We start from the raw sequence: 14,575 nt of genomic DNA on the forward strand, positions 1-14,575 counted from the left end.
TAGAATCCTTAACGTTGAAATATCCTGATACCTACTTGCCTGCGGAAGGCTGGCCTCTTGATACTTCGTACTGCAATCTAAACCTTAACCGTTTTCCATCGGCCTCGCGAAAAAAGCCAAAGGGTAAAAATACCTACTGCTGTTTCCGATGCAAATATTCCCCAGAATACGCCTGTATGAGAAAGATTAAGCGAAATAGCCAGAAAATAGGCAAGCGGAATCTGAATAAGCCAAAAGAATACGAAGTTTATCATTGTTGGTGTTTTTGTGTCGCCGGCACCGTTAAAAGCCTGTACAGACACCATCCACCAACCATAAATAAAAAAAGAGTAAGAGATAATACGCAGCCATTCACTCCCTATAGAAATAACCCGGTCATCCATGCTAAAGACGCCTACCAATGCTCTATTAAAGAAGAAAAACACCAATGAAATGATAAGCATGAACACCATATTATAACGGCCAATCTTCCACACGGCAGACTCGGCCCGATCTGGTCTCTCGGCTCCTAAATTCTGGCCCACTAAAGTGGCAGCAGCATTCGACAGGCCCCAAGCAGGCATCATACAGAACATCATGATGCGCATGGCAATAGTTGAGCCCGCTACCGCCTCGCTTCCAACTTCTGCTAAAATGCGCATCAAGAAAATCCAGGAAGTCATGGCAATCAACATCTGACCGATACCTCCCAAAGAAGTGCGCAATATGGTAAACATCGTTTTCATATCCCAAATTAGTTGATCGATACGCACACGAATATGCTTTCCTCCTTTAAGCAGTACCCATAGCTGCATCGCCACACCTACCCCTCTACCCAAATTGGTTGCAATAGCCGCACCTTCAATACCAAAAGCAGGAATTGGCCCCCAGCCGAATATAAGTAGCGGATCTAAGAGAATATTAATGCCATTAGCCACCCACAGTACACGCATAGCGACTGCCGCATCCCCCGCACCTCGAAATATCGCATTCATTACAAAAAGCAACATCACTACTGCATTTCCACCTAGCATCCACTGGGTATAACCATAGCCATGCTGTATGGCCCAATCATCTGCTCCCATAAGGGCAAGCAGCTCTTTAGAAAAAAAGATACCGGCTAATGCAAAAGGCAGAGACGCTAAGATTGCAATGAATATTGCTTGAACAGCAGACAATCCCACTTCTTCTTTTTTCCGTTCACCAATTCTACGTGCTATAATTGCTGTTACTGCCGTGGAAAGTCCCATTGCAATGGAATATAATAGAAACAGATACGTTTCAGTAAGTCCCACAGTAGCCACTGCTGAGGGACCTAATTTGCCTACAAAATAAATATCTACAACAGCAAAAATCGACTCCATCATGAGCTCTAAAATCATGGGAACAGCTAGTAATAAAATGGCTCGTTTTAAACTTATCTGCGTATAATCAGCTTCGGTACCTCGAATGGCGTTGCCTAGCTCTTGCCAAATAGTGGGTGGATGTTGTGTCTTCTCCATAGAATCATTTATTTAGACCTTTCATAACTGGCTCTTTATGTTAGAACATGTTCCTTACTAACATATTGGTAAAAATACGGAAGAAATTCGCATCAAATTATAGGTAATTCTGACAATTTGAGGGTAATTTAAGACAAAGTGATTTCAAGCCTCGCCTGGTTAATCCAAACCACTCTTAAGAGAATCGCTTTTATTGAATTATGATACTCAACATATTGCAAACAGTTTACCAAGTTTGGTAATCCATAAAAGTTATGCTTTTTGCAGAATCAAATCCATAAAAGTTATGCTTTTTATGGAATCAAATCCATAAAAGTTATATATTTGTATAGTTAATGATACAAAGAGAATTAAAAGACCGACTACTACAGCGAATAGATCATAAGAAAGTTCTTATTCTATTCGGTCCGAGGCAGGTAGGAAAAACGACCTTAGTTAAACAGGTCGTATCTGAACTCCCGGAAAAAGCCATTTATTTTAATGGTGATGATATAATAACCCGAAACATTTGGCAAACAGATCAGATTGCTTTATTAAAGCAAAGTTTTGGTGACAAGAAAATCGTTGTACTTGATGAGGCCCAAATGATTCCGGATATTGGGATTATCTGTAAACAATTGGTTGACGAAAATTTAGGCCTTCAACTTATATTAACAGGTTCATCAGCTCTAAATATCGCGAACATTACGCAAGAGCCATTAACCGGTAGGAAATGGGAATATTTTCTTTATCCCATTAGCTTTTCCGAATTGGTGACACACGAAGGTCTTTTACAAAGTATTCAAAAACTGTCACTCTATCTAATTTATGGCTCCTATCCTGAGATCATAACTTCTCCACAAGAAGCAAAGCCTTTATTGACTAATTTAACAAACAGCTATCTCTATAAGGATATTCTGGCGCTTACGGGCGTTAAAAAGCCCATGCTATTAGAAAAAATATTAAAAGCGCTTGCTTGGCAAGTCGGTTCGGAGGTATCATTAAATGAGTTATCAAGAATAGTTGATGCAGACGTAAAAACGGTAGACCAATATATATATCTATTGGAACAAGTCTTCGTAGTTTATCGTTTGGGAACTTTTAGCAGAAATCTACGAAACGAAATCAACACCAAAAAGAAAATTTTTTTCTACGATAATGGTGTCAGAAATAGCTTGATAGGTAACTATAGTTCACTGGAAGCCCGACAGGATATTGGCTCATTATGGGAAAACTTCTTACTTTCCGAAAGAAAAAAACTGCTAGCCTATAATGGTTTTTACGGATCTACCTACTTCTGGCGGAACAAACAACAAGCTGAAGTAGATTATATAGAAGAAATTGACGGCAAATTATATGCTTTTGAGTTTAAATGGAATCCAAAAACCAAAGTGAATTTCCCAAAAGCCTTTGTAGATAACTACAAGCCTGAGATAACACAAGTAATTCATCGCGACAATTTTTGGGAATGGTTAAATAAATATCCATATTAGGTATTAGTGCAATGCCCACAAAAACTCAACAAGATCCTCTCAACTATTTATTATTCACCAATATCGACTCCTATTTTTCCGACGAAACCACCATTTTTCATCATTCTTTGTGCTTCGGTTAATTGATTTAGCAAAAAGGTTTTTTCAATATGCAATTTTAGTTTCCCCTGCTCAATCATTTCCTTTAATACGTTGAGATCGTCAGCATTGGGCTTGACAAACACAAACTTCATATAAGGTTCAAATACAACATCAACCGCCGTTTTGACCAAACCCTTTATATTATTGGTTTCGCCTCTTGTGGTCACGAATAGGCCCTGTTCGTTTAAATGATGTTTCAAGTCGCTATACGTGTACATGCCGGCCGCATCAAATATAAGATCAAACCGGGCACCTGAAGGAATCTGCTGATTTTGATAGTCGATCACCACATCGCAACCCACGCTATGAGCATATGCTCGATGTTTCTCGCTACATAAACCGCTAATGTGACAGTCTAAAGTTCGTGCCAATTGAACGGCCACCGAGCCAACGCCTCCTGTGCAACCGGTAATCAAAATATTCTCCTTTTCTTGTATTCTACCTACCTTAAATAATCCTTGATATGCAGTCAGTCCCACCAAGGGTATCACGGCTGCTTCCACGTAATCAAGATTCTTCGGCTTTAATGCTATTTGATCCGCATCAACTGTCAGCTCTTCCGCATAGGCGCCACCTTTTATTGCGGAAATCATTCCAAACACCTCATCCCCTTCCTTAAACAGTCGACTTTTTGATTGTAATACTTTACCACAAAAATCACTGCCGATTACTTGGTTACTAAAACCGGCACTAGCGAGCAAAGCCCTCCCATTGCGCGCCATTACATCTATCGGATTAACGGATGAAGCATAATTCCGAACCAGCACTTGTCCGCTCTTAATAATCGGCCGAGGAAGTTCCTTTATCTTAAATCTCGGATTAGTACCCTTTTTTTCTATTACTGCAGCTTTCATTATTTTATCCCATCTTCACTAATAACATGCTGCAAATTAACGATTTGCTTGCCGGGCATTGTTGGTTGTATCTCATTTTGTATGCCTCTTTGTTACACAATTGTAAAGAATGACTTCTTATGCTCTATGCTACCCCTAGATGTCCGAAATCGAACATCAATCTGTCCGATTTCGGACACCGCAGGCTAAAAAAGAACAACATAAAACACTTATATGCAAACAATTATATTTTATGGAAGCATTTTGGATAATCGGATTACAAGTTGATACCACGATGATAAACCATTGCAAATGGCTTAGGGAATGAATGATTTAGTTATTCGTTCCCTGTTATTGGTTATTGGGCTAATAACGAAATAACTAACAACAAATAACTATTATGTTAAAACCATCCACCTATGGTGGATAGCTGAAGCACTATAAAAGACAGACACGATGCTGAAACCATGAGCCCTCGGGCGAATAGCTGAAACACCTTAAAAAACTAACACTATGTTGAAAAACTATTTCAAAACGGCTTGGCGCAACTTATGGAAAAACAAGTTTTATTCGCTGCTCAATATTTTGGGCCTGGCCATTGGTATGGCTGTTTGTATTGTGATTATTCTCTTCGTGAACTACGAACGAAATTTTGATGCGATCCATAAGAAGAACATTTATCGCCTAAATGAAGTACAAAAGCCCGAGGGCATGGTGGCTCCCCAAAAGGTAGCCCTCTCTATGTATCCAATGGGACCTAGTCTTCAGCAAGAATTTGCCGAAATAGTGAACTTTACGCGTGTCAATCAATGGGGTAAAGCCTCCTTTTTAGTAAACGGAGTACGACATATAATGCCTTCCACCTTCTTAGTCGACTCAACCTTTCTTCAACTATTTGATTTCGAACTGTTAAAAGGCAACAGAAGTACCGTATTTGAAAAGCCGAACAGCTTGGTGTTAACACAAAAAACCGCAGCGAAGATCTTTGGTAAGGAAGAAGCGCTCGGAAAGACCATAACCACATACGGTAGGGACACTACCAATTTCACTGTTACAGGCGTTTTAGTAGATATTCCTGAAAATTCACATATTCATTTTGATGCCCTATTCTCCATGAACACGTATGTTGGCCCTCAACAAATGCAGAACTGGGGAGGCAATTGGCTAACGACCTATCTGGAAATCGCACCTAATGCCGACATAGAAAGCCTTGAGAAAAGGTTTCCAGCTTTCCTTAAGAGACACATGGAGGAACAACAAGCAAAGGGCTATGAGTTATTCCTGCAGCCGCTTCGAGAGGTGCATGCCGGCTCAACCGAGATCACGCATGATTATATCAATTATCAAAAATTCAATAGTAAATATACTCTTATCTTCTTCGCTATTGCACTAGTGGTTCTGGTGATCGCTTCTATCAATTTTGTAAACCTAGCCACTGCCCGCTCAACAGCACGGGCGAAGGAAATCGGCGTAAGAAAGAGTACCGGCGCTAAAAGAGGGCAACTTTATCTTCAATTTATCGGTGAATCCGTTCTTCTCTGCTTCATCGCAGTGATTTTAGCCTGTGGGATGGTAAAATTAATGCTCCTATATGTAAACCATATAAGTCTCCGAGCCATTGCTTTCCCTTTGCTTCATGATCCGTCGCTAATCCTCTATTTATTATTAGGCACATTATGTTTAGGACTTTTAGCAGGTCTATATCCTGCTGCTTACCTCTCGGCATTTAAACCAACTGTTGTACTAAAAGGCACGGTTACCGGTGGTAAAAACAAGGCATTCTTTCGTAATATTCTAGTTGTCGCACAATTTACCTGTGCTATTGTATTAATTACAGCAACCTTACTGGCCATTAAGCAACTCCGTTTTATGCAAAAAAAAGATGTCGGTTTTACGCGAGACCAAATGGTTACTGTGACATTGGATAACAACGCCTACCGCGTGTATGAAAGCTTAAAACAGGAACTTTTAACGAGCAGTTTGATTAAAGGCGTTACGGCCAATCAACAAAAGTTAGGCAACAACTTGCATCAAACAAGCGTTAAATTTCACGGAGATCGAGGAGCAAAAGAGCTGGTAACGTCTCAAATTGTGGTAGACCCTGATTTTCTGACGGTCTATCAGATTCCACTTCTTGCTGGCCGTAATTTTTCACCGGATAGACCGGGTGACGATGCCCGAACCTATATTATCAATGAAACACTGGCCAAAGAACTTTTAAAAGAAGAATCTAATCAATCCTTTGCTTCTTTAATTGGCAAGCGTTTCGGATTTAATGGTTTAGACTCCGGGAGTACAATCATTGGAATTGCGAAGGATTTTAATTTCAATTCGCTCCATCATAAAATCGAAACGCTATGTCTTTACAACCGAAAAGACTTTGGTTACAACGAGCTTTCTATTAAGATCAACGGTGAAAGGGCTTCGGAAGCGCTGGCCTATATTCAATCCGTATGGAAACGCATAAGTCCCGATAGTGATTTTGAATACCAATTTTTAGATGATCATTTCACGGAGCTTTACAAAACGGATCAAACAACCAGCGAAATTGTAGGCATCCTTGCCGTACTGGCTATTTTAATTTCCTGCATGGGACTTTTGGGATTGGCCACTTTTGTCGCGGAGCAGCGGATCAAGGAAATCGGTATCAGAAAGGTACTCGGAGCAAGCGTTCAGAGCTTAGTTCAACTACTGTCTAAAGATTTTCTGAAGCTTGTACTTATCGCCATCCTAATTGCTGTTCCCATTGCCTGGTTAGGCATGAATAAATGGCTGGAAGATTTTGCCTATCGGATCGATATTGAATGGTGGATTTTTGTTGTTGCGGGTATTCTAGCAATATCAATTGCCATGCTTACCATTAGCTTTCGTGCCATTAAATCGGCATTGGCCAATCCGGTTAAAAGTTTAAGAACAGAATAAATTTCGTTACTAGTTCTTGGTTATTCGCAATGCCTTACCAAGAACAAACAACTAACTACAAATAACTACAATGTTAAAAACAATTTTCCGTCAGCTGTGGCACAATAAATTGTTCACCAGCTTAAATATTTTAGGTTTAAGTATCGGTATCAGTGCTTGTTTTATTATTTATCAATTGGTCAGTTTTGAATTCGGCTTCGAACAGGCAATTCCAAATCACAATCAAATTTTCAATGTGGTAAGCCACATGGAATTTGACGGACAGGAAGGACACAATGTTGGCGTGCCCAAACCTCTTGGCCGGGCGATAGAAACGGAGATTCCCGGCATTAAGTTCGTCGTACCTGTTGCAGAACAGTTTATGGAACAAGTAACCGTACCGCAGGCAGATGGTAAAGAGAATACGTTTAAATCGCCAGATCGTCAAGTAATGACAGTAGCTAAATACTTTAACATGCTTCCCTACGAGTGGCTAGCTGGAGCTAAAGATGAGGCACTCAATAATCCCAACACCGTTGTTTTAACAAAAAGCCGGGCTGAAAAGTATTTCCCTCGTATAGGTTTTAACGATATCATTGGCAAAACACTAATCTATAACGATACAATTCAAAAGCAGGTTAGCGGGATTGTTGATGATTTAACATTTGCTACTAGTTTTTACGGCAAGGAGTTTTTTCCCTTACCTAAGGATTATTTTTCACAGAGCGATTGGGGCTCCACCAATTCCAATGATAAATTATATATACAACTTGACGAAAAAAGTGTTGTTGCCAAAACGCAGCAGCAAATTAATGCGCTTTCTGTAAAGAACACAAAAGACTTATTTGAAAAATGGCGATTTAAACGGGATCAACGCCTGATTCCTGTCGCCACTATGCACTTTACCACCGAATACGGAGAAAATAATGTCCATAAAGCTAACAAACCTGTTCTATTAGGCCTCATTGGCGTAGCAATCTTTTTGTTAATTTTAGCTATTATCAATTTTATTAATCTGAGCACGGCACAATTACCTAAGCGGGGGAAAGAAATCGCTGTTCGCAAAACAATGGGTAGTTCAGGTAGACGGTTAATCTATCAATTTTTAGGCGAGACTTTTATTACTTGCCTGTTAGCAGCGATCCTTTCTTGTTTTCTCACTTACTTGTTTCTGCTATCCTTCAAAGAACTATTTCCTGAACAGATGCACGCTTACATTAACTACTTCCGGATTTTCGCTCTGTTCTGGTTATTCTTATTGCTCACCACCCTATGTGCGGGCCTGTATCCTGGCTGGCTGATTACACGTGTCAATCCCATTCAAATTCTTAGGAATCAAAGCCTTATTACTATTGGAAGTGTTCGACTATCACTCCGAAAAGCGCTTATCATTTTCCAGTTTGTAATTGCCATGTTATTTATTGTGTGCGCGGTTATAGTAGGCCAGCAGCTTCGATATACACTACATAAAGATTTAGGATTTAACAAAGATGCCATCTTATTGGTGAATGTTCCCTGGCGAAAAGTGAGTAACGACAAAGGCACCAAATATACCTTGTTAAATGAGTTGAAAAAGCTGAAAGGAGTAGAAGCCGTTTCCTTAGCAGCCCCTCCTCTAAGCAATAATACAATAAGCAATAACTACGATTATATACCTGATAATGGTGGTGCAAAAAAGGAATTCCAACCTTATCTAAAGAATATCGATACCGCCTATCTTGCACTTTACAATATGCAGTTATTGACCGGTCGCAATCTCTTGCCGCTTGATACCGTAAATGAGTATCTAATTAATGAAACTATGTTAAGGGTATTGGGCATTAAATCGCCAAAAGACGCGATCGGGAAATTCATCGGTCCCCAAGATGGCAAACAAGCTCCTATTGTAGGCGTCGTAAAGGATTTTCACAATAAGACATTTTACAGTTCTATTGATCCTATTATTTTGCTCATTGATAAGCAAATAAATGCAACATACAATATAAAATTAAGGGAACGTAATCCGGAAAGCTGGCAAGAAAGCATCGCTGAAATAGAAAAACGCTGGAAAAAGTTTTATCCGGAAGAGACTTTTGAATATACCTTCTACGATAAAAGCATTGAAGACTTATATACGCAAGAACGACAAATGTCGAAAATTATCAACCTAGCAACAGTCGTCGCTATTCTAATAAGTTGCTTAGGTCTGTTGGGTTTGATCACTTTAACGGCCTATCAGCGCACAAAGGAAATCGGTATCCGCAAAGTACTGGGTGCTTCTATTGCAGGGATTGTCGCTTTACTTTCGAAAGACTTCTTAAAACTAGTGGTATTATCGATCTTAATTGCTTCACCCATCGCTTGGTGGGCCATGAATAAATGGCTACAGAGCTTTGCCTATCGGATAGAAATTCAATGGTGGATATTTGCATTAGCTGGTTTGGTAGCCATTTGTGTGGCATTTTTTACGATGAGCGTACAGGCCATTAAAGCAGCAAGCGCTAATCCGGTTGATAGTTTGAGGAATGAATAAATTTAGTTATTAGTTCTTGGTTGTTGGTTATTCGCGATGCCTTACCAAGAACAAACAACTAACAACAAATAACTATGATGCTGAAGAACTACATCAAAATTGCTTGGCGTAATCTAGCTTCAAACAAATTCTATAGTCTCATTAACATTGGAGGGCTCGCTATAGGTTTGGCCACGGCGATCCTTCTTTTGATCTGGGTGCAGGACGAGAAGAGTTATGATAGATTCCATCAAGATTATCAATCGATCTATCGGTTAAATTCGACTTTCGACGTCAATGGAAAAAAGTCCTCCTGGGAGGGAGTGCCCGCACCGCTGGCCGTATTCGCGCGGAACATTCCTGAAGTAAAACACCTTGTTCGCATAGCGACCGATGTTGACCAAATCCTGTCAACAAGTGATCGCAGCAAAATCATGGATGGCCACACCACCGCCTTTGTAGACAGCACTTTTTTCTCGGTTTTTAGCTTTCACTTGTTAGCAGGCGATACCATGAAACCATTTCCCGAAATTCAATCTGCGATCATAACGGAATCAACGGCTAAAAAGTTCTTCGGGTCGACCGACGTGCTTGGAAAACCACTGCGCTTTAGAGGTGAGCTCTTTACCGTTAGTGGTATTTTAGCCGATTTCCCGGTCAATTCCTCCATACGTTTTGATGCTTTATTCCCAATGGAATTCAAAGCAACGAAGTTTACTCAAGATGGAGGTAATGGTGACTGGAAAACTATTGAGACCGATCTGGGCAATTTTAACTATATCACATTCGTAAAGCTTCGTAATGGCGCTCATGCAGAAAAAGTAGCAGCAATGTTTAGTTCAAGCTATTCGAAAGCCCGAAACGGCGAAGTGGAAGTCGATTTTAAGCTACAATCATTGGCAAAAATACACTTAGTCTCTATTGCCGGAAACGATTCGGCCGCAAAAATGGTTGACATATTTAGGCTTGTGGCGATCCTCATCTTACTGATTGCAGCGGTAAACTACATTAATCTTGCTACCGCTCGCGTCTTAAATCGCCTTAAAGAAATTAGCGTTCGCAAAGTAATCGGAGCAGAAAAGAGACAGCTTTTCTGGCAATTTATCTTCGAAACTCTTCCCTTATTTTTAATTGTAATACTCACGGCAACGCTGCTATTATTCTTGCTTAAATCTTTTTATTACAATATAAGCGGCAAACCCTTATCCTTCACCTTAAACAATTATCAACTTTGGCTAACCTTAATCTTGGCCTCAAGCGGCACCTTTATCGCTTCTACTATTTATCCCGCATTACTCTTATCGTCACTCAACCCCATCAAATCACTTAAAGGTGCTTTGTCTAAAAAGTTTAACAAGGCATTTCTTCGGAAATCCTTAGTAACCTTCCAATTTACGACATCGATTATCCTCATTGTTGCTACCTTGGTTATTGGTAAACAAATCCAATATATCCAACGCCAGGATTTAGGGTACGATAAGAGTTATGTGTTTACCGTTCCATTAACTTGGGGGATTGTTGAGCACATTGATGCCATAAAAAATGACATAAAGCAGGAAGCAAGTATTCTCAACGTCGCGCTATCCGGTATCTACGATCTTTCGGAGATGAATGATGCAACCAGCGATATTGAATGGCAGGGTAAGGCTGTGGATAATAAGATGATGATTGGGCAGTCCGTGATAGACAACCAGTTTATTCCAACAATGGGCATAAAACTATTGGAAGGTCGGAATTTTACGGGCACACCTACAGACAGTAACCTGTATATTCTCAATGAATCCGCTGTGAAAGAAATGGGGCTTAAACCACCTTACACAGGACAAAGTATTGTCTACCATGGTAAAAAAGGTTATATTCAAGGTATAGTGAAAGATTTTCATTTTAAATCGCTTAAAGAAAAAATATCTCCATTGATACTCACTAGGCAATTTGCCGGTAATATTTTATATGTCCGTACGAATGCACGCAACGCCAGTCAAGCAATAGCTAAGGTAAAAGCTCTTTATCAGAAATACGGAGAAGGCTCCCCTTTTTCTTATCGATTTTTAGACAAACAGTTTGAGGCGAAGTATAATACTGACATACGTGCAAGCATGCTGTTTAAAGCCTTTGCCTCCATTGCCATTTTCATCTCCTGCCTAGGTTTATTGGGCCTTTCAACACACACCGCTCAGGCACGGATTAAAGAAATCGGTGTCCGAAAAGTATTGGGAGCTAGCGTCCCTTCTATACTCAGACTGTTAAGTAAAGAGCCTATCCTATTGGTTATTTTGGGTTGCGTAATAGCTTCTCCTATCGCTTGGTGGGCCATGAGCAGGTGGTTAGCTAATTTTGCCTATCGGATAGAAATCCAATGGTGGTACTTTCCTTTAGCAGGCATCGGTGTAATATTTATTGCCTTACTGACTGTCAGCTTTCAGGCCATTAAAGCAGCAAGGGCTAATCCAGTTGATAGTTTGAGGAATGAATAAATTTAGTTATTAGTTCTTGGTTGTTGGTTATTCGCGATGCCTTACCAAGAACAAACAACTAACAACAAATAACTATGATGCTGAAGAACTACATCAAAATTGCTTGGCGCAACCTTATAAAAAATAGGCTGCATACTATAATTAACATCGTTGGGTTATCTATCGGCCTAGGTGTAAGCTTGTTAATCAGCCTTTGGGTACAAGATGAGTTAACTTTTGATCGACAGCACCCTAACTTTCAAAACATTGCACAAGTAATGATCAATACGCGGCAAAACGGAAGTTTGGAAACATCTAAAACAGTAGCTGCCCCGCTAGCGGAGGTGTTAAGAAACGATTATAGAGACATATTTAAATCAGTTGTATTAGCAAGGCAAACGGGGGATCACCTCTTACACTATCAGGATAAAATGTTACGTGCCACCGGTAAATTTATTGAAAAAGAAGGTACTAATATTCTTCCGTTACAAATGCTAAGTGGTGAAAAAGATGGACTCATTAAACCAAATAGTATTATGCTTTCACAAGAAATGTCTCAAGCTATTTTTGGTAAAACCGATCCTATTGGAAAAGCACTGAAGGTTGATGAACATATGCTGGTATCAGTAACGGGCGTTTATAAGGACTTGCCAGACAATTCAACCTTCAAAGAAGTAAAATATTTAATCCCGTGGCAGTTATTAACCACCATTGACAAAAACTATAGTAAACTTGAAAAAAGTTGGGAGTTCAATTGGTTTGAAATTTTTGTTGAACTCAATCCTCAAGTGTCTATGGCTAACACGTCGAAGAAAATAGAAAATCTTCAAAAAAATATTTTAAAAAATAACGTGTCCCTTTTCGCTTATGAACCTTCCCTATTTCTCCATCCTATGGAAAAATGGCATCTATACGGCGATTGGAGTGAAGGTAAAAATGCCGGTGGACTTATAAAATTTGTTTGGCTTTTTTCCATCGTTGGCGTTTTTGTCTTATTACTTGCGGTTGTTAATTTCATTAACCTAAGCACCGCAAAAGCGCAAAAAAGAGCGAAAGAGGTGGGAATCCGTAAGGCCATTGGCTCGAGTCGAAAACAATTAATGCTTCAATTCTTTTGCGAGTCGATCTTAACAACACTTCTTTCTTATGTACTGGCCTTGCTATTTACTTACTTCTCCTTACCTCTCTTTAATGACTTGGCACAAAAATCATTATATATCCCCTATACAGATCTTAATTTTCAGTTAATAAGTATCGGTTTCGTTTTACTCATTGGATTATTGGCGGGTACCTATCCCGCGCTGTTACTTTCTTCGTTTAATACTATAGGGACCCTGAGAGGTCTTTTTAACACCAATAAAAATCCGATTACACCGCGTCGTATATTGGTTGTTATTCAATTTACGATTGCTACCGTGTTAAGCATGGGTACGATTATTATATTTCAGCAAATTCAATACAGCAAAAACCGCAACGTTGGATACAACCAACAGGACTTAATAAGTTTTCGAATGAACCGTTTTAACGGTCGTAATGAGGCCTTTCGCAATGAGTTGTTACAAACTGGCGTTTTGTCTGATGTGGCGCAAACTACCAGTCCTGCTACAGACAGTTGGTCGAATGCTTCCGGTTTTTTTTGGGAAGGTAAAAATCCAACGTTCAAAGATAATTTCTCGCTAGTTGCCATCTCGCCCGAATACGGAAAAACGATTGGATGGAAAATGATAATGGGTCGCGATTTTTCTAAAGATTTTTTAGGTGACTCCTCCTCTATTGTGTTAAACGAAAAAGCAGTACGCTATATGGGGATTAAAAATCCCATCGGAAAAACCGTTAGATGGAAAGACGGTACGTTTAATGATGCTACTTACAAAATTATTGGGGTAGTAAAAGACCTCGTGACACAGTCGCCGTATGACCCCGTGCATCAGACAATCTATTTTATGCAACCCGCAGCAAACTTTCTGTTAGCTAGATTAAAACCTGGGATTGACGCGCAGGACGCGTTAAAAAAAATCAAAGCCGTTTTTAATCAACATATGCCTAATCAGGATTTTGAATTTACTTTTGTAAAGGACGACTTTGCACAAAAGTTTTCTTTTGAAGAACGAGTAGGTAAAATTGCCTCTGTTTTAACTTTGCTTACTCTTCTAATTAGCTGTTTAGGAATTTTTGGTTTGGTAGCTTTTATGTCTGAACAACGAAAAAAGGAAGTTGGCATTCGAAAAGTGCTCGGTGCAAGCATTCGCTCTCTTTTGCAATTATTATCGATTGAATTTGTTAAATTGGTACTCATTGCTACTTTGATAGCGGGTCCGATAGCTTGGTGGCTGATGAATAAATGGCTGGAAAACTTTTCGTTAAGAATAACAATTTCCGGGTGGACCTTTGTCTATACAAGTTTAGCTATCCTCTTGATTGCTTTATTTACCATCATTTTTCAAACAATAAAAACGTCTTTAGAAAATCCGGTTGATAGTTTGAGGAATGAATAAATTTAGTTATTAGTTACTCGTTATCTGTTATTGGGCCGAATAACGAATAACTAACAACAAATAACCATTACGACAAAAAAACACTGTCCGTTTCCGAACACCGGTTGTGCACTATCGAACAGCTATCAAAATCAGAATCAAACCAACAGACTAAAAATCAGAAACTTATAGTTTTTGGTTTTATTTATGCCTATTTTGGTACGATTGGTTATAAATGATGGCTCTGGGTAGGTAGTAACCTACTCTTAGCCTTTTTAGAAAAAAGACATAAGACATGGGTATCAAGACATAAGATTCATATTTATAAG

7 protein-coding genes are annotated in these 14,575 nt (G+C 39.5%); 5 read left to right on the top strand and 2 right to left on the bottom strand.

The features are described from left to right. Positions 1-77: 77 nt before the first annotated feature. Complete coding sequence (locus ACH11B_RS06385; protein ID WP_377610144.1) at positions 78-1,481, bottom strand: MATE family efflux transporter; 1,404 nt, start codon at positions 1,479-1,481, stop codon at positions 78-80. Between the two features lie 335 nt (positions 1,482-1,816). Between ACH11B_RS06385 and ACH11B_RS06390 the strand changes: the two genes are divergently transcribed. After that, positions 1,817-2,953 (top strand): ATP-binding protein, encoded by a 1,137-nt coding sequence (locus ACH11B_RS06390; RefSeq protein ID WP_377610146.1) that lies wholly within the window; start codon positions 1,817-1,819, stop codon positions 2,951-2,953. 50 nt (positions 2,954-3,003) lie between these two features. On the opposite strand, the gene ACH11B_RS06395 is transcribed toward ACH11B_RS06390, so the two are convergent. Further along, positions 3,004-3,948 (bottom strand): NAD(P)-dependent alcohol dehydrogenase, encoded by a 945-nt coding sequence (locus ACH11B_RS06395; RefSeq protein WP_377610148.1) that lies wholly within the window; start codon positions 3,946-3,948, stop codon positions 3,004-3,006. 492 nt (positions 3,949-4,440) lie between these two features. Between ACH11B_RS06395 and ACH11B_RS06400 the strand changes: the two genes are divergently transcribed. The 4 genes from ACH11B_RS06400 to ACH11B_RS06415 all read left to right on the top strand — a co-directional run bounded on the left by ACH11B_RS06400 (position 4,441) and on the right by ACH11B_RS06415 (position 14,267). After that, entirely contained in the window at positions 4,441-6,849 is a 2,409-nt protein-coding gene (locus tag ACH11B_RS06400; RefSeq protein WP_377610150.1) for an ABC transporter permease, read from the top strand. A 70-nt stretch (positions 6,850-6,919) separates the two neighbouring features. Beyond that, the gene (locus tag ACH11B_RS06405) at positions 6,920-9,340 is read left to right on the top strand and encodes an ABC transporter permease (RefSeq protein WP_377610152.1); all 2,421 of its coding nucleotides are present in this window, start codon (positions 6,920-6,922) and stop codon (positions 9,338-9,340) included. Positions 9,341-9,414: 74 nt separating this feature from the next. Further along, a complete protein-coding gene (locus tag ACH11B_RS06410) occupies positions 9,415-11,793 on the top strand; it encodes an ABC transporter permease (protein WP_377610154.1) in 2,379 nt (792 codons plus the stop codon). Positions 11,794-11,867: 74 nt separating this feature from the next. Then, a complete protein-coding gene (locus tag ACH11B_RS06415) occupies positions 11,868-14,267 on the top strand; it encodes an ABC transporter permease (RefSeq protein WP_377610156.1) in 2,400 nt (799 codons plus the stop codon). Positions 14,268-14,575 lie beyond the last annotated feature (308 nt).

The sequence above is a fragment of the Olivibacter sp. EAT-5 genome, assembly GCF_044784325.1.
Classification (GTDB): domain Bacteria; phylum Bacteroidota; class Bacteroidia; order Sphingobacteriales; family Sphingobacteriaceae; genus Olivibacter; species Olivibacter oleidegradans.